We start from the raw sequence: 25,083 nt of genomic DNA, 5'->3' as shown, positions 1-25,083 counted from the left end.
TTCAAGTTTCATCTTTGCATCAAATTTAAAAATTATGCAGACAAACCATGAAATTCAGAAAGGCAGATTAATTGACATTAAGCAGATCAACAGACACGTATTTCATTTGAAAATTCAAAGTTCTGACTTTGAGAAAATGGAATATATTCCGGGGTTTACAATAGATATTTTTTTGGGCGACTGCCTCTCATTCCCCAACCTCGAAACCCGCAAATATTCTATTTGGAATTACGAGCCGGTTCATCAGATTATTGATGTTGCAATATGTACTTTTTCAAAAGGAAAAGGAGCTAATTGGGTAAGAACACTCGAAAAGGATGATATTTTATATTTTAAACCGCCAAAAGGAAAATTACTTGTTGACGATTCAGCAGCTTATTATTACCTGATTGGTGATGTTACATCGCTTTCTCATTTGTACGAGATTAATCGGAATCTGTCTATGCACAAAAAAGTATTCAGCTTTATTTATGCTTATAATCAAAGAGATATTTTTCCAGATTTAGATGGAAGTTTTCCTTTTGATCATTATATAATTAATCCTTTGCAGCCAGAAATTGTAAAACAGAAAATAAGTATTCTGGAAACTGAAATTGAAGGCAACGGAATCGCTTATATTTTGGGAGAGCCAAAAACCGTCGTGGTTTTGTATGAATATTTTAAAAATGAAAAACAATGGAATATCAAAAGTCTAAAAGCAAAACCATTTTGGAAAGAGATTGGCAATGACACCAATAATTGCGTCTCTTCTATCAAATTATGAACGATTGTTTAAGGCTGATCAAATCTTAAAAAAGCGGGTTAATTTTAATAAAATATTAGAAATCAGATGTTTTAATTCTTTTTATGTTAATAAAATGTTAGGGGTAAAACTTTTTTTTGTATCTTTTTCCTGTCTAATTATTAATCACAAAATCATGAAAAATTCTAAATTATTTATCTTCGGGCTTGCATTGGCAGCAATATTAATGATTTCATGTTCTAAGGGAAGAAATAAACTGATTAACTCTTGGAAAATAACAGCCGTAGAACCCAAAATCCCTATGTCTGACTCCTTAAAAACGGTCATTCTAACCGATGGGACTCTAACATTTACAAAAGATGGACATGTTACCGGATATTTGACAAGAGAGATAACAAATGGGACATACGCTTTGACAAAAGGCGGGAAAAGTTTAGTGATTAAAGATGAAGTAGGAACTCCATACCCTTGCGAAAGCACAATAACAAACGACGAATTAATTCTGGATAGCAAAGAGGTAAAATTGACTCTCAAAAAAATAGAATAATATATATAGCTAAAGCCACTTTAAGAGTGGCTTTTTTTTGTTATTTACTAGTCCGTCTTTATTATTAGTTTTAACTGTTGTATCGTGGTATTTTAGACCAGTTGAGAGAAAGGCTTAGTATTCAGTAACAGTCTCATTATTCAGTTTTTAGGACTTAATACTGAGAATGCAAAGTGACTTTAAAAAACTTCATTAAAGAAATCAATCAATAACTGCAGGTTATTTTCATCATGCATTGCTTCTGTTTGCTGCAAGGTAATTTCAGTAATTTCAGAAGTTCTGGCGCACATTCTTTTTTCAAAAAAGCCAATTGCATCTTCCATATTTACAAATAAATTAGAGGTTAAAACTTCATATAATTCTAATGCATCTGCCAAAGCCTGGTTTGCCCCTTCTCCTGCGTATGGCGGCATACGATGGGCAGCATCGCCAATCATAGTAAGATTTGACATTGGTTTCCAAGACTCATCTAATGGAAAATGATACATTGGGCGCGGCGTAAGCCAAATGGCATCACTTTCAAAAAGTTCCTGCCAATCCGGATTCCAATTTTTAAATTCCTCTTTAAACCATTGAGCAGTTTCAGTTTTATCAGTAAAATCGACTCCTGATTTAACAAGCCAGTCATGTGTTGTTTTTAAACCAATTAAGACCGAAAGTGTTCCGTCGCCTTTTGCACTGCATAAAACCGTTTTTCCCTGTTCTAAAGCAAAAATTTTTCCGTCATTAACCAATTTCCACAATTTAGGAGCATTTTTTTGAGCATTATAAACATTGATTTCAATTGCAGTTACTCCCGAAAATATAGGCTGAATATCTGTAAGATATTTTCTAACACGTGAATTGGCACCATCAGAAGCGATAACTAAATCGGCATAAGCGGTTGTTCCATTTTCAAAAGAAATTTCCCAGCCAGATCCTGATGACTTCATTTCGATGAATTTAGAATTCCATATTATATTTTCTTCTTTAAGCGACGAAATCAACAAATCACGGAGCGGACCTCGATCAATTTCTGGTCTAAAATGCTCGTTTCCAAAATCTTCTTCGGTTTTTTCATGATGATCATTGTAAACAACCTCCATAGTACGATCTGTAATTTTCATTTTATCAGCTCCGGGACGGTAGTGTTTTTTGAATTCATCCATTAATCCCGCAGTTAGCAGGGCTTTTAAACCAGTATCTTCATGCAGATCAAGTGTAGAACCTTGCTGGCGAATGTATTTGTTTTCGTCTCTTTCATAGACCTTTACATCTGCCCCTTTTTCCTGTAACAATCGGGCAAGAGTTAATCCTCCCGGTCCGCCGCCAACAATGGCTATTTTTTTATTTTCTATTAACATAATGTGTTCTTTTTGTTTGGTTTAAATTTCTACTACAAAATTATTTGTATATTTATAGATAAAATATCCGTTTTTGATATTAAAATAGTCGTAAATGAAAATTGAAGTTGTAGATAAAGACGGTTCTGGAATTCTTAATAAGCTGGCAGATGCAATTGGCGCTTCTGTCCGCGGACGTTTTATTGATATTCCGGAAAAGTTAGGCGAAGGTTATATGACCGGTTTTAATTGGGGAAATGATCTCCGAATGATGATTCGGAATTATTATTTAAAAGAAGAAATTGTACTTGAACGTAAAAATATAATTCCAGAAGGACAGGAAAATGTAATATTTTTTCTCAGCGGTATTTTTGATAGTTCTGTTCAAAAGGAAAAACTCTTACCTGAACAGCCCAATGTTTTTATTTGTATGCAGTCGGTTTCATCTGTAATTGCAATGCCTCAAAATACATTTTTTAGAAGCATTACCATTTCTGCCTCAAGAGATTATTTAAAACAACGATTTAGCGAACTACAACATCCTGTTATCTCAAACATACTTTCTTCTCAGGATACTTTTGCTTACGAAACCGGAATTTCTCCAGCAATGGTTACAACGGCAGGCGAAATGATTCACCAATTGGTCCCTCAAAGTTTAGAAAGTCATTATAATAAACTAAAATGCGAAGAACTCTTATGTCATATTTTTGCCATGTTGCTGCAGCGAGAACAAACCCCGGCAAGCGGCATTCATATTAAAGATATAAAAGCAATTTATAGCATTAAATTTTATTTACAGTCTAATTTAGACAAAGCGCCGGATATTGCTTCATTAGCCAAAGAAGCGGGAATGAGCGAACCTAAACTGCGAAAATTATTTAAACAGACTTTTGGAAAAGGCGTTTTCGAATATTATCAATTTATGAGAATGCAGGAAGCAGCCAGACTTTTAAAAGAAAAACATTTATCTGTTTCAGAAGCTGGATATGAATTAGGATTTACCAATTTAAGCCATTTTTCAAGAGTTTTTGAACAGCATATCGGCTTAAAGCCAAAGAAATATTCAGCATTATAGTTTTTATTTAAATTTGTTTTATGGGTTTAATAATTCAATCGGCTTTACCGGATTCTTCGATTTCTCATTTTGTGCACAGCTTTTGGATGCTGGAAAACAATACCGGAAAAGATATTCCGTCAACTATTCTTCCAAACGGAATGGTTGATCTTGCTGCAATAAATATCAATTCTGAGGGCTGGAAAATATCAATTAGGGGTTTAGATACCATTCCAAGTGCCATACATATTCCCATTGGCACAAAAATGTTTTCTATTGGATTTAAACTTCTGGCCGTAGAGTATTTGTTTGGCGATTCTATTAAAGATGTTTTAAACGGAGGAAAAAATATTTCAGATAAAATATGGCAGTTTCAAGAAAGTGATTTGAATACTTTTGAGATTTTTTGCAGTAAAGTAACTCAAATAATAAAAGGTAGTTTGATAAATGATATGGATAATCGAAAAAAGAAATTATTTGACCTTATTTATTTCTCTGAAGGATCAATAACTGTAAAGGAACTTTCTGAAAATGTGTTTTGGAGCAGTCGCCAGATCAATCGTTACTTTAATCAGCAATTTGGGATTTCGCTTAAAGCCTATTGTAATATTCTTCGTTTTGGTTCTTCGTTTAAATCTATCAGCGAAGGAAATCTTTTTCCGGATCAAAACTTTTCAGACCAGAATCATTTTATCAAGGAAATTAAAAAATACTCTGGCGTTACACCAAAAGAATTAAGTAAAAATGCAGACAATCGTTTTATGGATATTGTGGCAATAAAAAAAACAAATCCTAAAAACGGCTGATTTTTACTATTTCATCCCACACTTCTTTTTCAATTTTGTAACCTAATTTAATGATGCAAATTATGTTATTACAAAATAAAAAAACGGCCATTGCAGGCGCTGGTCCGGTTGGTTTAACCATGGCAAGATTACTGCAGCAAAATGGAATTAACGTTACGGTTTACGAAAGAGATAAAGATCCAAAATCAAGAATTTGGGGCGGTACGCTGGATTTACATAAAGGTTCAGGACAAGATGCGATGCAAAAAGCAGGATTACTCGATGGTTATTATGAAAAAGCAATTCCGATGGGAAGGATTATGACAGATCATCTGGGGAATGTATTGTTTAGCAAAGAAACTTCTGAAGAAGAACAATATAATAATCCGGAAATTAATCGAAATGATTTAAGAACTTTATTAATCAGTAGTTTAGAAAAAGATACGGTTGTTTGGGACAGAAAGCTAATTAAAATTGAAAAGCAAAAAGATCAATGGATTTTGCATTTTGAAAATGGTACAGTCGAAACAGCAGATTTTATTATTGGAGCAAACGGCGGAATGACTGCTATTAGAAAATATCTTACTGATACAGAAGTTGAATTTACGGGAACGTATATGATACAAGGTGAAGTATCTGAACCAGAGCTAAAATGTCCTGATTTCTATAAATTGTGTGATGACAAAATTTTAATGACTTCATATAATGGAAATTCATTAGTTGCAAACCCTAAAAACAGTAAGGTTTTAAGCTATAATGTGATTTTTAAAATGCCTGAAACGCTTGAGTTAGATTTTCAAAATCCGGAGCGCATCATTCAATATATTTTAGAGCGTTTTAATGACTGGAGTGTTGTTTACCAACAGTTATTTAATTCAACTTCGTTTTTTACAGGTCTGCCAACTAAAAAAATATCAGTCGAAAAGCCTTGGAAAAATAATCGCCCCATACCTATTACACTCATTGGCGACGCGGCACATTTAATGCCTCCATTTGCGGGACAAGGCGCTAATATTGGCCTTTTGGATGCTTTAATTTTATCCGAAAATCTATTGAACACAGATTTTGAAACAATACAAGAGGCTGTTTATAATTATGAGCTGCAAATGCAGGTCTATGCTGCGAAAGCTCAAGAAGAAACCAGAATAAATGAAATAGAAATGCTAAAAAAGGATTTTACGTTTTTAAAATTTGTGGATTAAATATTTAGCATTTGTGATGAAAATAATTCTATCTTAGTAAAAGAAAACTAACGCAGCGTTTAAAAACCAAAATATGGAAGAATCACAAAATCAACCCGATACTACACCAAAAGTGACCGGAATTGGCGGGATTTTCTTTTTTCTTGAAAATCCGAAAGAAACTAAAGACTGGTATGCTAAAAATTTAGGTTTGGAAATCAACGATTGGGGTTCTGCCAGTTTTGAATCCAGAAATTTTGATAATCCTGAAAAGTTAGAATCAACGCAATGGTGTCCTTTTAAGAAAGGTGATGAATATTTTTCGCCGTCAAAAAAAGAGTTTATGATTAATTATCGTGTTCAGAATATCGAAGGACTTTTGGAAAATCTGAAAGAAAACGGAGTTACCATTTTGGATGACATCGAAACGTATGATTATGGTAAATTTGTGCATATTATGGATACGGAAGGCAATAAAATTGAACTTTGGGAACCAATTTATTAAAATTTTAAATCATCAATAAAAAAATGGCAAATCAATTCGAAGACACAATATACAAAGCTTATACGGCTTTTAACGAAAGAAACATTGATAATGCATTATCAACAATGCAGCCAGATATTCAGTGGTCAAAAGCATGGGAAGGCGGGTATATTAGCGGACACGACGAAATTAAACAATACTGGACAAGACAATGGACAGAAATAAACCCAAAAGTTGACCCGGTTGGTTTTAATCAAAGAGAAAATGGCAGCCTTGAGGTAAAAGTACATCAAAACGTAAAGGATTTGCAAAACAACGTAATGTTTGACGGATTCGTTAAACATGTTTATACTTTTCAGAATGGTTTGATAAAGACGATGGATATTGAATTGGTTGAGAATAATTAGTTTATAAAAACTACATTCCCGGCCAATACAGGAAATTGAATTTATGTCCGTCTGGATCAGTAAAACCAAATGTGTATCCTACTTCAAAATCTTCAGGTTCAGAGAAAATGGTGCCTCCGGCTTTTTTTACTTTCTCCAGCCATAAATCAACTTCTTCCCTGCTGTCTGCAGATAAAGAAAAGATGATTTCATTTTGAGTTTCTGTGTTGGCCGGCTTACCTTTTAAAGCCCATTCAAATCTTTTGGCAGTAAAAAAGTTAATTATAAAATTACTGTCGGTAAAAGAAAAACTTACCAGTTCATTTGTTTCTGCTCCATTTTGTTTGAAACCTAAATCAGTATAAAACTGAATCGTTTTTTGTATATCGTTAGTGGCTAAATTCGCCCATATCATTCTGGTTTTCATAAGATTATTATTTAGTAAATAGATGGATAGTTAAAGTTAAGTAATTTATGTATAATTCTCGTTTCAAATTTTAATTGATTAGAAATAACGATATTTTAAAGAAAATGAAAAGCAGCAGATATTTGTGAATGAGCTTTATGCGGCGCTTTTAAAAGTTGAATCGAGGTAATATTTAAAAAAAAATACAGAAGTAAAATAAAAATATGTTTGATACTATCTGCGACATAAATACAATTAATCTAACAAACCGTTTATTCTATACTCAAAAGTATTTGAAAAATGAATATGTAAAAGCTAATCATCTTGCAAAGCATATCCATTTATTTAATCATGAAATCAGCGGTGTAGATTATGCTTCATTTGGTGAGTTAAGGGGGAATATTTGTAGAATTTCAGAAAAACAAAATATTCATAATGAAACCGCCCAGTCTGGTTTTGAAGTTATAAATACAATTTACAATTTCAATAAAAACCTTGAATTGTATCAACTTTTAATAGATAAAAATGGCTTTGAAGAAAGTATATTATTTTTTGATAGTTTAAAAGCACCTCAAATAAAACAAATTAGAAAATCTTTTAATAACAAAGTTTCATCTCAAACAGAAGTTTTTTATACTGATTACTTAGAGTTTAAAACCATTGAAGAACACACGTATTATAATGGTGAAATTAGTAAATGGGTGAACCCTAACCAAGGAGATACAAAATATCATTTTAAAGAAAATGGATCTGTCTACAAGTTTCGTATTCGGAATAATAGAGATGAACAGTCAAAAACTACGATTATTTATAATAGCGATTTTCAAATATTAGAATCAAAAACGTATAGTCAAAAAAATAAAACAGAACTTTTATACGAAGCTGTTTTCAGCTATGTTGATAATGTGCTGTTTAAAATAGTATATATTCGACATAAACCATCAAAATCTCTTGTTGCTTCTACTTATGAGTTCCTTTTTGAATATGATAAAAAAGGGCTTCTTATAAGCTTTAAAGATAATTTTGTTAAGAAAACATGGAACTATGATAAAAATGAAAATCCAGTTTTGATAAAAGAAACTCCTCATAATGACAGTTCTATATTCGAAACCTCAATGAAATATAAGTATGATAAGTACAATAATTGGATTTATAAAGAAATAAAATTATCTAGGAATCAGTTAAAAATAAGTGAGAAAAAAATCTTCAGAGAAATTGAATATTTTCATAATCAAAAAAAAACATAATGAACTCTTTAATTTTTTAAGAGGTTATTTTACAGCGTCTTTCAAAAATTAGATGTTTTAAAAAAACTTCAATCCTTTTCCATACAAATCATAAATCATTTTAGTTAATCATTTCTTAATCCCTTAAGAAAGTTTATTACTATTAATATAAATTCGCCTATCTATACATTATGAAATAAGCTGTATTTTAAAATGACTAATTATCATGATATCGCAAAACAAATCTTGAAAACAATCTTATCTTAAAAAATTGATTTATATAACACTTTTAAATATTGCGATTTTTCAGGGAATAGTTTTAGGCTTAATTATTTTAAAGACTTCCTTATTTAATAGTAATTCAAATAAATATCTGGCATATTTACTATTTGCCCTTTCAATTATTTTACTGAATCATGTTTTTGAGATTCAGGAAGCATTTACCCCGTATCCTTTTCTTCGCTTTATTGACCACATCGAATGGATATTTCTTATACCAGCTTTCCTGTTTCTTTTTATTATAAACAGGATTGAGGATGCTGTAAAAAGCAAACAAAAAAAATATTTGTGTTTTATTCCATTTGCTTATTCGGCGGTCCTTAATATTGCACGCGACCTTGATGGTGTTGCAGGATTTTATAATATTCCCAAGTCAGGCATTAATGTAATCGAAATACTGGGTCTGTTTCAACTTATTTTAGCACTTACATTCATTCCATTCCTGCTGTTTTATTCTTATTTTATGATAAAACATTTAAAGGATTCAAAAGAAAAGAAATGGATAATTACCTTATTAACAATTGTTTCTTCAATGGTATTCGCTTTTCTTATTATTTATCTAACGGGCTTGTTTTTTCAATATGACATTTCTTCTACTATGAGCGTTCTGGCTTTATGTGCAACATTTATAATTCACTGGACAGCTTATGTAGGCATTTACAAATACAAACTGGCCAAAAACAAAGAGGCTGTTTATAATTTTCTAAATGCAGATCTAACTCTTTCGTACAGCAATCTGCAAATTGTAGAAAATTTTTCAGCCGAAGAATATAGGGAACCTATCGCATCAGATAATCTTTATTTTCAAAAACTGGAACTTCTTTGCAAAGAACAGCACATTTATACTGACAGTACATTAAACAGAGAAAAAGTCGCTGAAAAACTTGGTATAAGCCCCGGATATGTCTCATTAATTATAAATACGATAACTGGAGACAACTTTGCCAATTACATTAATCAATACCGGGTTGAAGCTGTTAAAGAAATGATGGCAAATTCTGAATATGAAAACTATAATCTGCTGGCAATGGGATTAGAATCTGGGTTTACTTCAAAAACGACTTTTTATAAAGCTTTTAAAAAAGCTACAGGTCAAACACCAAATGAATATAAAAATACCATTAAATAGGTTTTTACTTATTGTGAGCTATGAAAGGGCAAACTTCTAACCATTTACGATGAAAAATCGAAACGTTTCATAAGTATTTATTCTTTTATATAAAAAAGCATTAATTCCTTGAGGAGTTTCTGGTGGGTTTAAGAACTTGTTTACGAATCATTTTCTACAAGATTTAAAGAAACTTTCACTCAAATAAACATCAAATTAGGTGATTTTGGGAGAATTATATTTTGAAATGAAAAGTCTTTAGTGATTTTCCGTTAGGAAAAAAAGACTCTTCATTTTCAATAAGTTTTAATCCCATTTTTACTGCTTTGTCAATGAGGATTTCTGGATCTATAAGTTGAAAAATTGACCCGACTTTTTGAACACTTTCAATTCCTGACCGGCTCACCGACTGGACACCATTATTTGATTGTATTGATACAATTAAATTTCCATCTGGCTGAAGGTTATTTATTGAAAAATCTAAACTTTTATCAATTCCGGTATATTCTAAGACTAAACCCGCCCAGATAAAATCAGCTTTACAAAATACTTTTTTATCTGAAGTTATATCAAAATTTATAAGTTCCAGTGAGGCGATTGTTTCCCCATATCTTTCTTTCGCTTTGTTAAGATAATCTTGATTGATATCGATTCCAAATACATTTTGAGTAATACTATTATCAATATTTCCTAAACCATTTCCGCCTGCAACACCTAAAAAAAGACATGTTTTAGGTTTTATCCTACTTAGATATTTTTTGGTCAATGTATTTAAAACTTCTAACTGACCCACTGAATTATGAGACATATGCTTTTCATAATCTTCCAGCGGTATTTCGTTCCAAGGACTGCTTTGTTTCTTATTCATAATTCCAAGATAGTTAGTTTCTTGTTAATTCTGACTTTATTTTTACTAATTGACCAAGCATCTCAGTTACGGGAACACTGATATTTCCTTTTAAAACCGCCGATTTGGCTATAGCTAAATTCATAGTTTCTATTTCGGTTTCTCTTTTGTTTAGAATATCCTGATAGGTTGATATTTTTTGTCCGTCAGACATCTTACTTATGGTGAGTATGTTTTCTAAGACAACTTCCATTGTTAAATCAATGCCATATTCTTTTGCTGCTAATAAGCATTCTTTGATCACTTTTTTTGCAATTTGCAACACTTCATTATTACGCTGGAAAATTCCATTATCAGTTTCCAATAAAGGGCAAATAGAATTAAAAACGCAATTACTTATTACTTTTTTCCAAATGATGGTTTGTATATCCTTTTCATTTCTAAATGAAAAAAGGTTAGTATCCAGGACATCAACGATTTCTTGCAGAATTTCATTTGAACCTTTAATGATTCCAATTGGCGAAGGAGCAACTAACTTAAATCGCACTTTATTATTTTCTATAGATTCACTCGTTGCCAATAAAACACATCTGTAAAGCTCATCAAAGCCTTTGTCAATAAAACTATTTTCAATATGCAGTCCATTTTGAAGAAAAACAATGGGAGATTTTCCAGTCTTATCTTTCAGTTTATCAGCAAGAACAGAGTTTCCAAATGATTTATTCGTTAACAATATAATTCCATCAAGGCTTTCGTAGTTAAAAAGTGAACTTACCTTAACCTCTGCCTCTATTAGTTTATTTTCAATTTCTACTTGTATATTTTCAATATTTTCAGGCTGATTGTCAACGCTTCCGCGAAGAATTGTTACTTTCTTTCCATTCAGAATTAAAGCGACAGCCAAAGCTTTTCCAATTAGCCCGTTCCCAATAATGAAAATATTATTTTGATTCGTATTCATTATATTATCTTTTTCAGCAAAACTAGATATCTGATTTTTATAGACACAGATACAGTTTTCAGAGTTTAATAGGATATAGTTTTTAATTCGTGCTTCACAATATTTCCCAAGCGTTTAAGATCATCATCTAATTTATCATTCCATTCCAGTGCAAAATTTAAACGCATGCAATTATTGAATTGGTTGTGCTGTGAAAAAAGTCTGCCGGGAGCAAAACTAATCTTTTGCTTTATTGCGTTATCATATATTTGTGCTGTATCAATAGATTTATCCAATTCAAGCCATAACATAAAACCTCCCTGTGGCTGAGATATTTTGGTATTGTCTGGGAAATAATCTTCTATAGCTCTCTGAAACTGTAAACAATTGGAATACAATTTATTTCGGAAAGTTCTCAAATGATGATCGTACCTTCCATTTTCCATAAAATCTGCAATAACTTCCTGATATAATGTTGGTGTAGAAACCATTTGTGAAAATTTCTGCCGGATAATTTTTTCTTTAAATTTTCCAGGTGCTACCCATCCCACTCTATAACCTGGTGCTAAAGTTTTGGATACAGAACCACACCACATTACAATTCCTTCTTCATCAAAAGCTTTACAGGGTTTTGGTCTTGAAGTGCCAAAAAAAAGATTACCATATATATCATCTTCAATTAAAGGTATATTGAATTCAGTAAGCATTCTAACCAATTCTTTTTTATGATTATCGGGCATTAGGCTTCCTAATGGATTGCTGAAGTTGCTTATAAAATAACAGGCTTTTATTTGAGGAAGAACTTTTTTTACCGCTTCTAAATCAACTCCAGTAATAGGATGTGTTGGAATTTCTATTGCTTTTAAACCTAAGGATTTTATAATTTGATGGATACCAAAATAAGCAGGACTTTCTATTGCTATAGTATCTCCAGATGAAGTAACCGCTTTAAGGCAATTAAAAATAGCATTCATTGCTCCTGCTGTAGTAACCAGATCATCCTCTGTTAATTTACCTTCTAAAACCAGAGACCATTTGGCAACTGTTCTTCTTAGATTGATATTACCTTGTGCTGTTTCGTAATTTGTACCTCCATCTTCCAGATTACGCATTGCAGTGATTACTCCTTTATTCAATTTGGCAACAGGCAGAAGACTTTGGTCTGGAACACCAAGAGAAAACTGAGTAATATTCTTATCGTTCAGTGTATCGAAAACGGTCTTTAATAGATCTTCCGATGAACGCTCTTTTTGAACAGTGTTTAATATACTGATAGAAGGAAGTGCAAATTTTCGCTGGGAAGTCTTGCTCACAAAATGACCTGATTTAGGCCTTGATTCTATCAGAGATTTACTTTCTAATTCTAAAAAAGCCTGCTTAGCAGTATTTAAACTCACATTATAGAGTTTTTGTACGGTACGGATTGAAGGAAGTCTTTCTCCAATCTTAAATGTACCTCTCAGAATTTGTTCCTCTATAACCTTGGCTATTTTAATGTATAAAACTTCCTTTTTCATATAAACAAATTTACTGTACCCTGTAAAGTTACTAAAACTACATCTGTATTAGTTATTATAAAAAAAGATACAACTTTTTATATATTTTATTCTAGTAAATTCTTTTCCATGTAAGTTGTACCTTCAACCGGATTTTTGAAGTATGGTGTTATTTCATAAAATCCAAATGAAATATAAAGTTGTTTGGCTTTTTGTAAAGTTGGAATCACATCAAGCCTGATTTTTTTATAGCCTAGCTTAGACGCTGATTCTAGAGCATTTTGAAGAAGTGTAACGCCTACTTTATATCCTCTGTGAGAATCTTTAACATAAAGCCTTTTGAGTTCTGCAATTTCTGTTTCAATTCTTCGAACACCTATACAGCCAATTACTTCCTTTTTATCTAATGCATAAAAAAATGTTCCTTGACTGCCTCCATACATCTGTTTCATTTCGGCAAATTCTTTTTGAAGATTCATGTACGCAAGATCAATTCCTAATGTATCGAGATATTCAACAATGATCTCTTTGCATTTTTCAAAATCATTACCACTCTCAGCCTTATAATATTTAATCTGTTTTTCCATTCTGAAAATCTTTAGTGACCAGCAATTACTGTTTTCTCCTTGTGCAATTTATATATTCTATAAGTATGTACCATAATAGCCACTGCACAGCCAATAATCATTGGAGGAATACCCAGCAGAATTCCGTAAATAATATAAATCAAGTTTGCAATTAAAGAAAGTATCCGTAAATACAATACATTTTTCATTGTTATCGAAATAGTATTTAACAGTAATGCGATATAACCAATTACATGTATCATAAATTATATTGTTATTCTAATACTTAGCAAAAGTAGTTCATACAGAATATAAGATACAGATACAAAAAAAGAATATTCTACAGATACAGATTAATCAAAATGAGAAAAATGGAATTACTTTAGAATAGAAATAGTAAGCCAAAAAATAATGAATTCGTCCTTAAGATGTTAGAAACAATTCTTTACTGTAAATACAGACACTGAAGAAATTACCTGTAAATCATTCGATTTATTCGAACAAAAAAACCTCCAAAATCAAATGACTTTGGAGGTTGTTTAAAAATGGTGGGCGATGAGGGGTTCGAACCCCCGACCCCCTCGGTGTAAACGAGGTGCTCTGAACCAGCTGAGCTAATCGCCCTATTTTACTAGGCTGCTATCGTTCGTGATTGCGAGTGCAAATATACAGCTAGATTTTGTATTTGCAAGCGTTTTTATAAAAAAAAGAGAAAAATCTTTTACTCTATTGTGTATCAAACTTTTCCCTATTCAATCAAAAAGTTCGACTATTGTTTATTACTGCGCCAAAATCAGAATTATCAGATGAATATGAAACATAAAAAAACCTCCAAAATCAAATGACTTTAGAGGTTGTTTAAAATGGTGGGCGATGAGGGGTTCGAACCCCCGACCCCCTCGGTGTAAACGAGGTGCTCTGAACCAGCTGAGCTAATCGCCCTATTTTATTAGGCTGCTATCGTTTGTGATTGCGAGTGCAAAATTACAGTTAGATTTTGTATTTGCAAGCATTTTTGAAAAAAAATGAAATAAAATTTAATCTTTTTATTTACTGTTCTATTTTTCAGCTTCTTAAAAAACAAAGAAATTTTCTGGTTTTCTTATAATTTAGTTAAAAAACAAAAACTGACTCTGTAATTCTTAATATTGCTTTGTATTGATTTGCTATAGTCATACATTTGCATACCTAAAATAGTATACACTAATGGCACGATTTAAAGAAAATGATTTACCAAAATCAAAAATAACGGCTACTTCACTTAACAAAGCAAAAACAATATTTACATACGCAGGAAATCACAAATGGAAATTCTTCATTGGATTAATTTTTCTGATCTTAACAGGCGCCACAGCCCTCGCCTTTCCTAAATTGATGGGAATGCTTGTAGACTGTGTAAAAAATAAAGACAACGGTCAGGCGAATCAAATTGCTTTTGGATTAATTGCAATCTTGTTTTTACAATCTTTTTTCTCATTCTTCAGATTATCATTATTTGTAAACTTTACTGAAAATACATTAGCAAACCTTCGTTTGGCTTTGTATACTAATTTAGTTAAACTGCCAATGACTTTCTTTTCTCAAAAGAGAGTTGGAGAATTAAACAGCCGTATCAGTGCTGATATTACACAAATCCAGGATACTTTAACAACAACAATAGCTGAGTTTTTACGTCAATTTATATTGATTATTGGCGGTGTGATTTTATTAGCTACTGAAAGCTTAAAACTTACTTTACTAATGTTGTCAGTTGTTCCTTTAGTGGCAATTGCTGCTGTGGTTTTTGGAAGGTTTATTAGAAAATATTCTAAAAAAGTACAAGATCAGGTTGCCGAAAGCCAGGTTATTGTAGAAGAGACCATGCAGGGAATCAGTATCGTTAAAGCCTTTGCAAACGAATGGTATGAAATTGCACGTTATAAAGGTAAAATCAGCGAAGTTGTAAAATTGGCGATTAAAGGAGGGCAATATCGTGGTTATTTTGCATCATTTATAATCTTCTGTTTATTTGGTGCTATCGTTGCTGTAGTTTGGTTTGGCGTACGTTTAAGTATTGCCGGCGAAATGAGCGTTGGTCAATTAATTTCATTTGTATTGTATTCTACTTTTGTTGGAGCTTCTTTTGGAGGAATTGCCGAATTATATGCACAAATCCAGAAAGCCATTGGTGCAACCGAAAGAGTTTTTGAATTATTAGATGAAAGCCCTGAAAAAATCAATTCAGATTCAAATAGAAATCAGGAAAAAATAAAAGGAAACGTAATATTTAGTAATGTTGCTTTCAGCTACCCAACACGTCAGGAAATACAGGTTTTAAAAGATGTTAATTTCAAGGCTGAATTCGGACAGAAAATTGCTATTGTTGGACCAAGCGGCGCCGGAAAATCTACAATTTCTTCTCTTTTATTGAGATTCTATGATATTACTTCGGGAGAAATTACCGTGGACGGAAAAAATATTTACGATTATGATCTGGAAGATCTTCGAGGTAATATGAGTATTGTACCGCAGGATGTTATTCTTTTTGGAGGAACGATCAAAGAAAATATCGCTTACGGAAAACCAGATGCAACTGATGAAGAAATTATTCAGGCTGCAAAACAAGCCAATGCATTCAATTTTGTTGATGGTTTTCCGGAGAAATTTGAAACTTTGGTTGGAGAACGCGGTGTTAAACTTTCAGGCGGACAGCGTCAGCGTATTGCGATTGCAAGGGCTTTGCTTAAAAACCCGAGTATCTTGATATTAGACGAAGCAACTTCATCCTTAGACAGCGAAAGCGAAAAACTGGTTCAGGAAGCTTTAGAAGTATTAATGGAAGGAAGAACAAGTATTATCATCGCTCACCGTCTTTCAACGATTAGAAACGCTGATAAAATCTTAGTTCTGGATAACGGAAAAATCTCTGAACAAGGAACACATCAGGAATTAATAAATCTTGAAAACGGAATTTATAAAAACTTAAGCAATCTACAGTTCAGTAATTCTTAAAATAAAATTTTTCAATTTTAGAATTTTCAATAAAAAAGCTAAAATATATCGAATGCAACCCGACAGCTTTAAAAACCTGTTGAATTTAAATACTGACTAAACGAATAAAAAAAGCTCCAATAAAAATATTGGAGCTTTTTTTATATAAACTGAAAACTGAAACCGAAAACTAATTATTTTCCTTTTCTGCGTTTACGTTCCGTTTTAATCATCGATAATTCACGGCTTGTTTGTCCGGCAACCGAAGTGTTTTCCTCTGCACGACGAATCAAGTACGGCATAACATCTTTAACAGGTCCAAACGGAAGATATTTTGCTACATTATAACCGTTTTCGGCTAAATTATAACTAATATTATCGCTCATTCCGTACAATTGCCCAAACCAAATTCTGTTATCATTTTTAGAAATACCTTTCTGCGCCATCATTTCCATAAGTTTGTATGAACTTAATTCGTTATGAGTTCCTGCAAAAATTGACATGGTTTCTAAATGATCTAACATATAGTTTACGGCAGCATCATAATTATCATCAGTAGCTTGTTTAGAAACACAAATTGGCGAAACATATCCTTTTTCTTCCGCACGTTTGTTTTCTTTTTCCATATAAGCACCACGAACTAATTTCATTCCAATAAAGAAACCTTCTTTTTTAGCGATTTCGTGCAGTCCTTTTAAGTAATCCAAACGATCCCAACGGTACATTTGAAGCGTATTAAATACAATTGCTTTTTCCTTATTATACTTACGCATCATATCGGTAACCAAATCATCAGCAGCATCCTGCATCCAGCTTTCTTCACCATCAATCAATAATGCTACATCCTTTTTATGCGCTTCACTGCAAACCTGATCAAAACGATCTACTACCCTATTCCATTCTTCTTGTTCAGCAGCATTTAAAGTTTGTTTCTCACCTAATTTCTCATACAATTCAAAACGTCCTAAACCAGTTGGCTTAAATACCGCAAACGGAATAGCAAGACGCTCTTTTGCAAATTCAATAGTTTTTAAGGTCATTTCTAAAGCAGCATCAAATTGAGCCTCTTCTTCTTTCCCTTCAACTGAATAATCTAATACAGATGAAACGCCTTTTGTAAACATTTTATCTACTACAGTTAAACAGTCATTTTCGTTTACACCGCCGCAAAAATGATCAAAAACTGTGGCACGAATCAATCCTTCAACCGGAAGATGGGCTTTAATTGCAAAGTTAGTTACAGCAGTTCCAATTCGTACTAAAGGCTCACTGTCAATCATTTTAAAAAGAAAATAAGCTCTGTCAAGTTCAGTGTCACTTTTAAGTGAAAAAGCAACTTGGGTGTTATCGAATATTTTTTCCATTAAGTTTAGTTTTTGTGCAAAGATATAGAGTGTTTTGAATATTCTTTACGAAATCGTATGAAAATTTTTGAAATTATCAATATCTATTATCCCGTAAATTAATTTAAGAAGTAAAATTTTACGCCATTTTTAAAAATTGAATTTAAAATCCAAAAAGATTACTTAGAATCATTCATTTTAAAACAAATTAGGGTCAAAGTTTGAATATTATTTGTTTAAAAATCCCTTATTTTGCGGTTTCAATTAACTGACAGAATTATGCAATCTATTCAAGCAAACAATTATCTCGTACATTTTAACCAGAATGCTTACGAAGCGCTAAATAAACATTTAAAAGAAAACAAGTACTCAAACCTCTTTATTATTGTTGATACTGAAACAAATGAGTATTGTCTTCCTAAATTACTGCCTGTTATTGAAACCGATTTAAATATCGAAATTATTGAGTTTGAAGCAGGAGAAGCAAATAAAAATATTGAAACTTGTATCGAAATCTGGCACGTTTTAACAGAGCTTGGTGCAGATAGAAAGTCTTTGATTATAAATCTTGGAGGCGGTGTTGTAACTGATCTGGGAGGTTTTGTTGCTTCAACCTTTAAAAGAGGTGTTGATTTTATCAATATCCCAACAACCTTATTATCTATGGTCGATGCTTCTGTTGGCGGTAAAACCGGAGTTGATTTAGGAAATCTTAAAAATCAGATTGGCGTTATTAATGTACCGCAGATGGTTTTAATTGACACAGATTATCTTGAAACTTTACCACAAACCGAAATGCGTTCCGGATTGGCAGAAATGTTGAAACACGGTTTAATATATGATGCTGCTTACTGGCAGGAATTTCTTGATTTGGCCGCAATTGATTACAATGCATTAGATGAATTAATTTATCGCTCAGTCGAAATTAAAAATGAAATCGTAATTCAGGATCCAACAGAAAAAAACATTCGTAAGGCATTGAATTTTGGACATACACTAGGACACGCAATAGAAAGTTACTTTTTAGAAAGTGAAGAAAAAACAACCTTATTACATGGTGAAGCAATTGCTGTAGGAATGATCTTGGAAAGTTACATTTCGCTTCACAAAAATTTAATTACTGCTAAAGAATATTCTGAAATAAAAACAGCCATAAAATCTATTTATGAGGATGTGAAATTTGAAGAAAATGACATCAATCCTATTCTTGAATTACTGGTTCATGATAAAAAAAATGAATACGGTTTAATTCAATTTGCATTAATTGAAGGAATAGGGAAAATAAAAATTAACCAATCCGTTGAAAATAAATTGATTCTGGAAGCGTTTCAAGATTATAAATCTTAAATATTTTTTAATAAAAAGCATTGCTTTTGGTATATATTATTTTTTACATTTGCCACGATGAAAACAAACAAAAAACAAAGACAATTCAGCTCTTACAGAAACCGTCTCAACAGTTCTTTACTTAGAATGTTGAATCGTTTTTATAATAGTAAAAGCCCGTTTTGTTTTGATGTTTTCCAATATTCAAAAGCCGAACACGAAAAACTGCAGATTGTATTTGCCAATATTAGAGTTTGAATTTTAGATTTAGAACCTTTTTTACTAAATTTAAATAATAAACATAAAATATTGAAAGCTAAATGAATACAAAATATTCTGATCTAATAAACCAAACATACTATTTCCCACAGGAAGAATTTAAACTAAACAAGGACAATCTTCAGTTTCACAACATCGATTTAATGAAACTGGTTGAACAATATGGTACGCCTTTAAAGTTTACTTATCTGCCTCAAATTTCTGAAAACATCAACAAGGCAAAATCTTGGTTCAGAAAAGCAATGGAAAAGAATAAATACGAAGCAAAATATTACTATTGCTATTGTACAAAAAGCTCGCACTTTGAATATATTATGAATGAAGCTTTTAAAAACAACATTCATATTGAAACTTCATCAGCTTTTGACGTTAATATTGTTGAGAATTTACTGGAAAATGGTAAAATCAACAAAAGTACATACGTAATCTGCAACGGTTTTAAGAGAGATGAATACATCAGTAATATTGCTAGATTAATCAATAACGGACATAAAAACACTATTCCTATTATTGATAACTACGAAGAATTAGATTTACTGCAAGGAGAAATCAAAGGTAAATTCAAAATTGGAATTCGTATTGCAGCTGAAGAAGAGCCTAAATTTGAGTTTTATACTTCAAGATTAGGAATTGGTTATAAAAACATCGTTTCTTTTTATAAAAAACAAATTCAGGAAAATGATAAATTAGAGCTTAAAATGCTTCACTTTTTTATCAATACCGGAATCAATGATACTTCATATTACTGGAATGAGCTTGTAAAATGTATTAAAGTATACATTGCACTTAAAAAAGAATGCCCTACTCTGGATGGTTTGAACATTGGAGGCGGTTTCCCTATCAAAAATTCATTAGCATTTGAATATGATTATCAATATATGATTGATGAAATCATTAATCAAATCAAAATTGCCTGCGAAGAAGCTGAAGTTGATGTCCCAAATATTTTTACAGAATTTGGTTCGTTTACTGTAGGCGAAAGCGGTGGTGCTATTTATCAAATTTTGTATCAAAAACAACAAAATGACAGAGAAAAATGGAATATGATCGATTCATCATTCATCACTACTCTGCCGGATACCTGGGCTATAAACAAACGTTTTATTATGCTGGCTATAAACCGCTGGAATGATACTTATGAACGGGTTTTGCTGGGAGGTTTAACTTGTGACAGCGACGATTATTACAACTCAGAGCAAAACATGAATGCTATTTACCTGCCTAAGTATAACAAAGAGAAACCATTATATATTGGCTTTTTTAATACTGGAGCATATCAGGAAACAATTGGAGGTTATGGAGGTTTACACCACTGTTTAATTCCGCAGCCAAAACATATTTTAATAGATCGTGATGAAAACGGTATTCTGGCAACAGAAGTTTTTTCAGAACAGCAGACTTCTGACGATGTTTTAAAGATTTTAGGATACAAGAAAAAATTGTAAAAAAAAAACTGCAAATTAAAAAGTTAGTTCCTATAAAATTATTAATTTGCATATATAGTAAAAAGGTTAAAAACTTTTAATTCAAAAAAAACAAAAAACAAAAACAAGATGAAAGGACCAATCAGTCAGTTTATTGAAAAACATTATTTGCACTTTAATTCTGCTTCTCTTGTAGATGCAGCCAAAGAATACGAACAACAATTGGCTAATGGGTCTAAAATGTTGGTAAGTATGGCTGGAGCTATGAGTACAGCCGAAATAGGTAAAATTTTCGCTGAAATAATTAGACAAGATAAAGTACAAATTATTTCATGTACTGGAGCCAATCTAGAAGAAGACATCATGAACTTAGTAGCTCACTCTCACTACGAAAGAGTTCCTAATTACCGTGATTTAACGCCAGAAGACGAATGGGCTTTACTGGAAAGAGGATTAAATCGTGTTACTGATACTTGTATTCCTGAACATGAGGCTTTTAGACGTTTACAAAAACATATCTATAAAATCTGGAAAGATGCTGATGATAAGGGAGAGCGTTATTTCCCACATGAATTCATGTACAAAATGTTATTATCGGGCGTTCTTGAAGAATACTACGAAATTGATTTAAAAGACAGCTGGATGTATGCTGCAGCTGAGAAAAATTTACCTATTATTGTACCAGGATGGGAAGACAGCACAATGGGTAATATTTTTGCTTCTTACGTTATTAAAGGTGAATTAAAAGCATCAACAATGAAATCTGGTATTGAATACATGACTTTCCTTGCGGATTGGTATTCAAAAAACAGCCAAAACGGTATCGGATTTTTCCAAATTGGTGGTGGTATTGCAGGAGATTTTCCTATTTGCGTTGTACCAATGTTGTATCAGGATATGGAAATGCATGACGTTCCTTTCTGGAGTTATTTCTGCCAAATTTCAGATTCAACAACTAGTTACGGTTCTTATTCAGGAGCAGTTCCAAATGAAAAAATCACATGGGGTAAATTAGATATCAAAACCCCTAAATTTATTATAGAGTCGGATGCTACAATTGTTGCACCGTTAATTTTTGCATATTTATTAGATTTATAGGATATTTTTATGAAAAGAGTTATAGTAGACTACGCCAAACTGACAAATGAAATTTTAAACCTTTTGGTTGAAAAATTTCCTGATGGTTATGATGATTCGGATGTTATCCGTTTTAGAAACGCTAAAAACGAATTAGTAGAAGCTGTTGAAGTTCGTACTGAAGACACTATTTATTTAGTAAAAATCAGTACCAAACTGGCTGACAGAATTGAAAATTATGATGAAGATGACGATATCGATCTTGATGTTGACACAATCGAACCAGTAAAAGGTCTTGATCTTGATGATGATGCTGATGATGACGATGAAGATGATAACCAGGATAAGCCAGATGTTGACGGCGGAGATGACGATGATGATGATGACAGAGACCCAGACGATATAGCTGACGATGAAGATGAAGACGACGAAGATTAATCATTTCGTTTTAAAATAAAACTAAGGAACTCATTTAGGGTTCCTTTTTTTATGAAATCAAACTGAAAAAGAAAATACATAATTATAAGAAAAATACTATATTTATATTTTCAAATTATTAGTTAATATAAATATTCGCCTTATGAATTCAGAACTACTACACGCCAAACTAAAGGAAAACTTTGGATTTGAAAAATTCAGACCCAATCAGGAAACGATTATTACTACAGTATTATCGGGTCAGGATGCATTAGCGATTATGCCAACCGGAGGCGGAAAATCGATATGCTTTCAATTGCCGGCGCTCGTGCTGCCAGGAATTACGATTGTAATTTCACCCTTAATTGCCTTAATGAAAGATCAGGTTGATAGTTTGAAATCAAATGGTATTTCAGCATGTTACATAAACAGCAGTCAATCCTCGCAAGAACAACAGTTTTATATTGACAACCTAAAATCAAACACTTTTAAACTTGTTTACATTGCTCCGGAAAGCTTATCTTATTTAGATACGATTTTCAACGAGTTAACCATAAGTCTTATTGCCATTGACGAAGCGCATTGTATTTCTTCCTGGGGTCATGATTTCAGACCGGCTTATACTAATTTAGGATATTTAAAAAACCGCTTCCCTTCTACTCCAGTTTTAGCTTTGACTGCAACTGCAGATAAAGCGACACGCGTAGACATTACAAAACAGCTGAATTTAAAAAATCCCAAAACATTTGTAGCTTCTTTTGACAGAAAGAATTTAAGTCTGGAAGTACGTCCTGCATTAGACAGAGTAAAACAAATTATTGATTTTGTAGAAAACAAACCAAATGAGTGCGGCATAATTTATTGTTTAAGTCGAAAAACAACCGAAGAACTTGCAGAAAAATTAGCGAAAAACGGAATCGCAGCAAAAGCCTACCACGCAGGTTTAGATAATACGACCCGTGCCAAAACACAAGATGAATTTATAAATGACGATTGTCAGGTTGTATGCGCCACAATCGCATTCGGTATGGGAATTGACAAGTCAAATGTACGATGGGTAATTCATTATAATCTGCCTAAAAATATTGAAGGCTATTATCAGGAAATTGGCCGTGCAGGTCGTGATGGTCTCGCAGCCGAAACAGTTTTGTTTGAAAGTTACGCAGATGTAATTCAGCTTCAAAAATTTGCGTCAGATGGATTAAATGCAGATGTTCAGCTTGCTAAGCTGGACCGGATGAAACAATATGCCGATGCTGTAAGCTGCAGAAGAAAGATTCTGCTTTCTTATTTTGGAGAATTGGTTACAGAGAATTGCGGTAATTGCGATATTTGTAAAAATCCGCCAACTTTTTTCGATGGGACGATTCTCGCGCAAAAAGCACTATCAGCAATTAAGAGATTACAGGAATCTGAACCTCTCGCTGTAATCGTTGATTTTTTAAGAGGCTCGAAAAACGCTTATATCTACGAAAAAAATTATCAAGAACTTAAAACGTACGGAATTGGTGCTGATATTTCCTGGTACGACTGGAATCAATATTTAATTCAATTAATCAATTTAGGTTATTGTGAAATTGCCTTTCACCAGCATAATAAAATATTATTGACGTCTTTTGCTAAAAAAGTTTTGTTTGAAGGTGAAAAAGTAAAACTGACAACAGTTGTTAAGAAAGTAATTGACAAAAATGAAATAAAACAAGAGAAAGCAAAAGCAGTTAAAAATTCTCTTTTTGAAACTCTTAGAAAATTGCGCTACGAAATTGCTCAGCAAGAAGAAGTTCCGGCATATGTAATCTTTAGTGATGCTTCATTAAGACAAATGGAGATTTTGAGACCACTGACTGATGATGAATTTCTTGCTGTGGAAGGTGTTGGAAAGGCAAAACTTGAAAAATACGGCTCAGATTTCATTAAAGCAATTATTGATTTTCAAAAAAATAAATCAGTTGTTAAAAAAGAGAAAAAAGACAGCACGTATTCTAAAACATTAGAATTATTTAAAAACGGGCTTTCTATTGAAGAAATTGCCGGACAAAGAAATCTGGGAGAAACTACGATTGTTTCTCATTTAGCTAAATTATATGTTGACGGACATGATTTAGATTTAAGCCAATTTGTTTCTGATGAAGAAATTAACGCAATCGGAAAAGCTCAAATAGAATTAGAAAATCCTAATGCATTAAGACCTTATTTTGATCATTTTGAAGAAAAAATGTCTTACGATAAAATTCGTTTTGGTTTAGCGTTTATTGAGAGAAAACATAATTAAGTTGAATACATACTTTTCTAAATAACAAACCCGACAGGTTTTAAAACCTGTCGGGTTTACTTTATGTTTTAACTTCAAACTTTATAAATATCTTTCTTCAAAAACTTTTTGATGATGTTTTTGATGTCCAATTAAAACAAAACCTAAAGCTCGCACCGAAATTGGATTATTAGAAGCCGTTCCAATTCGTTTCAGCTGTTCTTCAGATAAACTTTTATAAAATAATAAATTTGAATGTCTTACAGCAGATAGCTCAGTTAATAAATCCTGAATGCTCCTTTTGTTTGAATTTGTGTTATCTGCATAATCACTTTCCTCAAAACTTGGCAAAGGCGTTTTATCATTTCTGGAAAATCTTAAAGCACGATAAGCAAAAATACGTTCAGTATCAATAATATGCTGAATGATATCCTTAATCGTCCACTTACCTTCTGCATAACGATAATCAAATTTATCCATTGGAATATTTTGAACAAATCGAATAAAGTCATGAAGAGAAATTTCTAATTCTTCAATCAAAATTCCGTCGCCGGCTTCTTTGATGTAAGTACCAAAATGACCTGAGTATTCATTATCTAATAATTCTGCGGCTCTCATTTTTTTAAT

Annotated in this window: 25 protein-coding genes and 2 tRNA genes; 16 read left to right on the top strand and 11 right to left on the bottom strand. The window is 32.3% G+C overall.

The window, feature by feature from the left end:
* Positions 1–34 precede the first annotated feature (34 nt).
* The gene (locus tag L1276_RS00495; RefSeq protein ID WP_253784374.1) at positions 35–763 is read left to right on the top strand and encodes a hypothetical protein; all 729 of its coding nucleotides are present in this window, start codon (positions 35–37) and stop codon (positions 761–763) included.
* Entirely contained in the window at positions 726–1,289 is a 564-nt protein-coding gene (locus tag L1276_RS00490) for a hypothetical protein (protein ID WP_253784373.1), read from the top strand. The genes L1276_RS00495 and L1276_RS00490 overlap by 38 nt, the downstream gene beginning before the upstream one ends.
* Positions 1,290–1,468: 179 nt before the next feature.
* Here the strand turns inward: L1276_RS00490 and L1276_RS00485 are convergent, their stop codons facing one another.
* Complete coding sequence (locus tag L1276_RS00485) at positions 1,469–2,632, bottom strand: NAD(P)/FAD-dependent oxidoreductase (protein WP_253784370.1); 1,164 nt, start codon at positions 2,630–2,632, stop codon at positions 1,469–1,471.
* Between the two features lie 94 nt (positions 2,633–2,726).
* Here L1276_RS00485 and L1276_RS00480 point away from each other — a divergent pair, with 94 nt between their 5' ends.
* From L1276_RS00480 to L1276_RS00460, 5 genes are all read left to right on the top strand, one after another.
* Positions 2,727–3,686 (top strand): AraC family transcriptional regulator, encoded by a 960-nt coding sequence (locus tag L1276_RS00480; protein ID WP_253784368.1) that lies wholly within the window; start codon positions 2,727–2,729, stop codon positions 3,684–3,686.
* Between the two features lie 20 nt (positions 3,687–3,706).
* A complete protein-coding gene (locus L1276_RS00475) occupies positions 3,707–4,471 on the top strand; it encodes an AraC family transcriptional regulator (protein ID WP_253784365.1) in 765 nt (254 codons plus the stop codon).
* 53 nt (positions 4,472–4,524) lie between these two features.
* Entirely contained in the window at positions 4,525–5,652 is a 1,128-nt protein-coding gene (locus tag L1276_RS00470; protein WP_253786288.1) for an NAD(P)/FAD-dependent oxidoreductase, read from the top strand.
* Between the two features lie 73 nt (positions 5,653–5,725).
* Positions 5,726–6,136, top strand: coding sequence for a VOC family protein (locus tag L1276_RS00465; protein WP_253784363.1), 411 nt, complete (start codon positions 5,726–5,728; stop codon positions 6,134–6,136).
* Between the two features lie 23 nt (positions 6,137–6,159).
* Entirely contained in the window at positions 6,160–6,522 is a 363-nt protein-coding gene (locus L1276_RS00460; RefSeq protein WP_253784361.1) for a nuclear transport factor 2 family protein, read from the top strand.
* Positions 6,523–6,532: 10 nt separating this feature from the next.
* On the opposite strand, the gene L1276_RS00455 is transcribed toward L1276_RS00460, so the two are convergent.
* Entirely contained in the window at positions 6,533–6,928 is a 396-nt protein-coding gene (locus L1276_RS00455; protein ID WP_253784359.1) for a VOC family protein, read from the bottom strand.
* Positions 6,929–7,200: 272 nt separating this feature from the next.
* On the opposite strand from L1276_RS00455, the gene L1276_RS00450 reads away from it, so the two are divergent.
* Both L1276_RS00450 and L1276_RS00445 read left to right on the top strand, forming a co-directional pair.
* Complete coding sequence (locus tag L1276_RS00450; protein ID WP_253784358.1) at positions 7,201–8,154, top strand: hypothetical protein; 954 nt, start codon at positions 7,201–7,203, stop codon at positions 8,152–8,154.
* Positions 8,155–8,404: 250 nt separating this feature from the next.
* The gene (locus L1276_RS00445; RefSeq protein ID WP_253784356.1) at positions 8,405–9,541 is read left to right on the top strand and encodes a helix-turn-helix domain-containing protein; all 1,137 of its coding nucleotides are present in this window, start codon (positions 8,405–8,407) and stop codon (positions 9,539–9,541) included.
* 214 nt (positions 9,542–9,755) lie between these two features.
* Here the strand turns inward: L1276_RS00445 and L1276_RS00440 are convergent, their stop codons facing one another.
* The 7 genes from L1276_RS00440 to L1276_RS00410 all read right to left on the bottom strand — a co-directional run bounded on the left by L1276_RS00440 (position 9,756) and on the right by L1276_RS00410 (position 14,311).
* Positions 9,756–10,388: a class I SAM-dependent methyltransferase gene (locus L1276_RS00440; protein WP_253784354.1), complete on the bottom strand. Its 633-nt coding sequence runs from the start codon at positions 10,386–10,388 to the stop codon at positions 9,756–9,758.
* Positions 10,389–10,401: 13 nt separating this feature from the next.
* Positions 10,402–11,328 (bottom strand): ketopantoate reductase family protein, encoded by a 927-nt coding sequence (locus tag L1276_RS00435; protein WP_253784352.1) that lies wholly within the window; start codon positions 11,326–11,328, stop codon positions 10,402–10,404.
* Between the two features lie 65 nt (positions 11,329–11,393).
* Entirely contained in the window at positions 11,394–12,824 is a 1,431-nt protein-coding gene (locus tag L1276_RS00430) for a PLP-dependent aminotransferase family protein (protein ID WP_253784350.1), read from the bottom strand.
* A gap of 86 nt (positions 12,825–12,910) precedes the next feature.
* Complete coding sequence (locus L1276_RS00425; RefSeq protein ID WP_253784348.1) at positions 12,911–13,390, bottom strand: GNAT family N-acetyltransferase; 480 nt, start codon at positions 13,388–13,390, stop codon at positions 12,911–12,913.
* An 11-nt stretch (positions 13,391–13,401) separates the two neighbouring features.
* Positions 13,402–13,632, bottom strand: a complete 231-nt coding sequence (locus tag L1276_RS00420) for a YgjV family protein (RefSeq protein WP_253784346.1) — start codon at positions 13,630–13,632, stop codon at positions 13,402–13,404.
* Positions 13,633–13,915: 283 nt separating this feature from the next.
* Positions 13,916–13,993: transfer RNA gene (locus L1276_RS00415), tRNA-Val, on the bottom strand.
* Positions 13,994–14,233: 240 nt separating this feature from the next.
* Positions 14,234–14,311, bottom strand: a tRNA-Val gene (locus L1276_RS00410).
* A 264-nt stretch (positions 14,312–14,575) separates the two neighbouring features.
* On the opposite strand from L1276_RS00410, the gene L1276_RS00405 reads away from it, so the two are divergent.
* Positions 14,576–16,360, top strand: coding sequence for an ABC transporter ATP-binding protein (locus tag L1276_RS00405; protein WP_253784344.1), 1,785 nt, complete (start codon positions 14,576–14,578; stop codon positions 16,358–16,360).
* 173 nt (positions 16,361–16,533) lie between these two features.
* On the opposite strand, the gene L1276_RS00400 is transcribed toward L1276_RS00405, so the two are convergent.
* Positions 16,534–17,703, bottom strand: coding sequence for a proline dehydrogenase family protein (locus L1276_RS00400; protein ID WP_253784342.1), 1,170 nt, complete (start codon positions 17,701–17,703; stop codon positions 16,534–16,536).
* A 258-nt stretch (positions 17,704–17,961) separates the two neighbouring features.
* Between L1276_RS00400 and aroB the strand changes: the two genes are divergently transcribed.
* The 6 genes from aroB (at position 17,962) to recQ (ending at position 24,477) form a co-directional block, all read left to right on the top strand.
* Positions 17,962–19,029: a 3-dehydroquinate synthase gene (gene aroB, locus L1276_RS00395; protein WP_253784340.1), complete on the top strand. Its 1,068-nt coding sequence runs from the start codon at positions 17,962–17,964 to the stop codon at positions 19,027–19,029.
* A gap of 57 nt (positions 19,030–19,086) precedes the next feature.
* Positions 19,087–19,266 carry a hypothetical protein gene (locus L1276_RS00390; RefSeq protein ID WP_253784338.1) on the top strand — a complete coding sequence of 60 codons (180 nt, stop codon included), beginning with the start codon at positions 19,087–19,089 and terminating at the stop codon, positions 19,264–19,266.
* Positions 19,267–19,328: 62 nt separating this feature from the next.
* Positions 19,329–20,732, top strand: a complete 1,404-nt coding sequence (locus tag L1276_RS00385) for an arginine decarboxylase (RefSeq protein ID WP_253784336.1) — start codon at positions 19,329–19,331, stop codon at positions 20,730–20,732.
* Between the two features lie 108 nt (positions 20,733–20,840).
* Positions 20,841–21,809: a deoxyhypusine synthase family protein gene (locus L1276_RS00380; protein ID WP_056209248.1), complete on the top strand. Its 969-nt coding sequence runs from the start codon at positions 20,841–20,843 to the stop codon at positions 21,807–21,809.
* Between the two features lie 9 nt (positions 21,810–21,818).
* A complete protein-coding gene (locus tag L1276_RS00375) occupies positions 21,819–22,226 on the top strand; it encodes a DNA primase (protein WP_253784335.1) in 408 nt (135 codons plus the stop codon).
* A gap of 142 nt (positions 22,227–22,368) precedes the next feature.
* On the top strand, positions 22,369–24,477 hold the full coding sequence (recQ, locus tag L1276_RS00370; RefSeq protein ID WP_253784333.1) for a DNA helicase RecQ: 2,109 nt from the start codon (positions 22,369–22,371) through the stop codon (positions 24,475–24,477).
* Positions 24,478–24,558: 81 nt separating this feature from the next.
* Here recQ and L1276_RS00365 read toward each other — a convergent pair whose 3' ends face one another.
* Complete coding sequence (locus L1276_RS00365; protein ID WP_253784331.1) at positions 24,559–25,074, bottom strand: DinB family protein; 516 nt, start codon at positions 25,072–25,074, stop codon at positions 24,559–24,561.
* Positions 25,075–25,083: the final 9 nt, after the last annotated feature.

Origin of the sequence: Flavobacterium sp. HSC-32F16, assembly GCF_024171645.1 — a bacterium.
In the GTDB taxonomy this organism is placed as follows: Bacteria; Bacteroidota; Bacteroidia; order Flavobacteriales; family Flavobacteriaceae; genus Flavobacterium.
The sequence above is the reverse complement of the archived record's forward strand: the minus strand, read 5'-3'. Positions and strand labels throughout refer to the sequence as shown.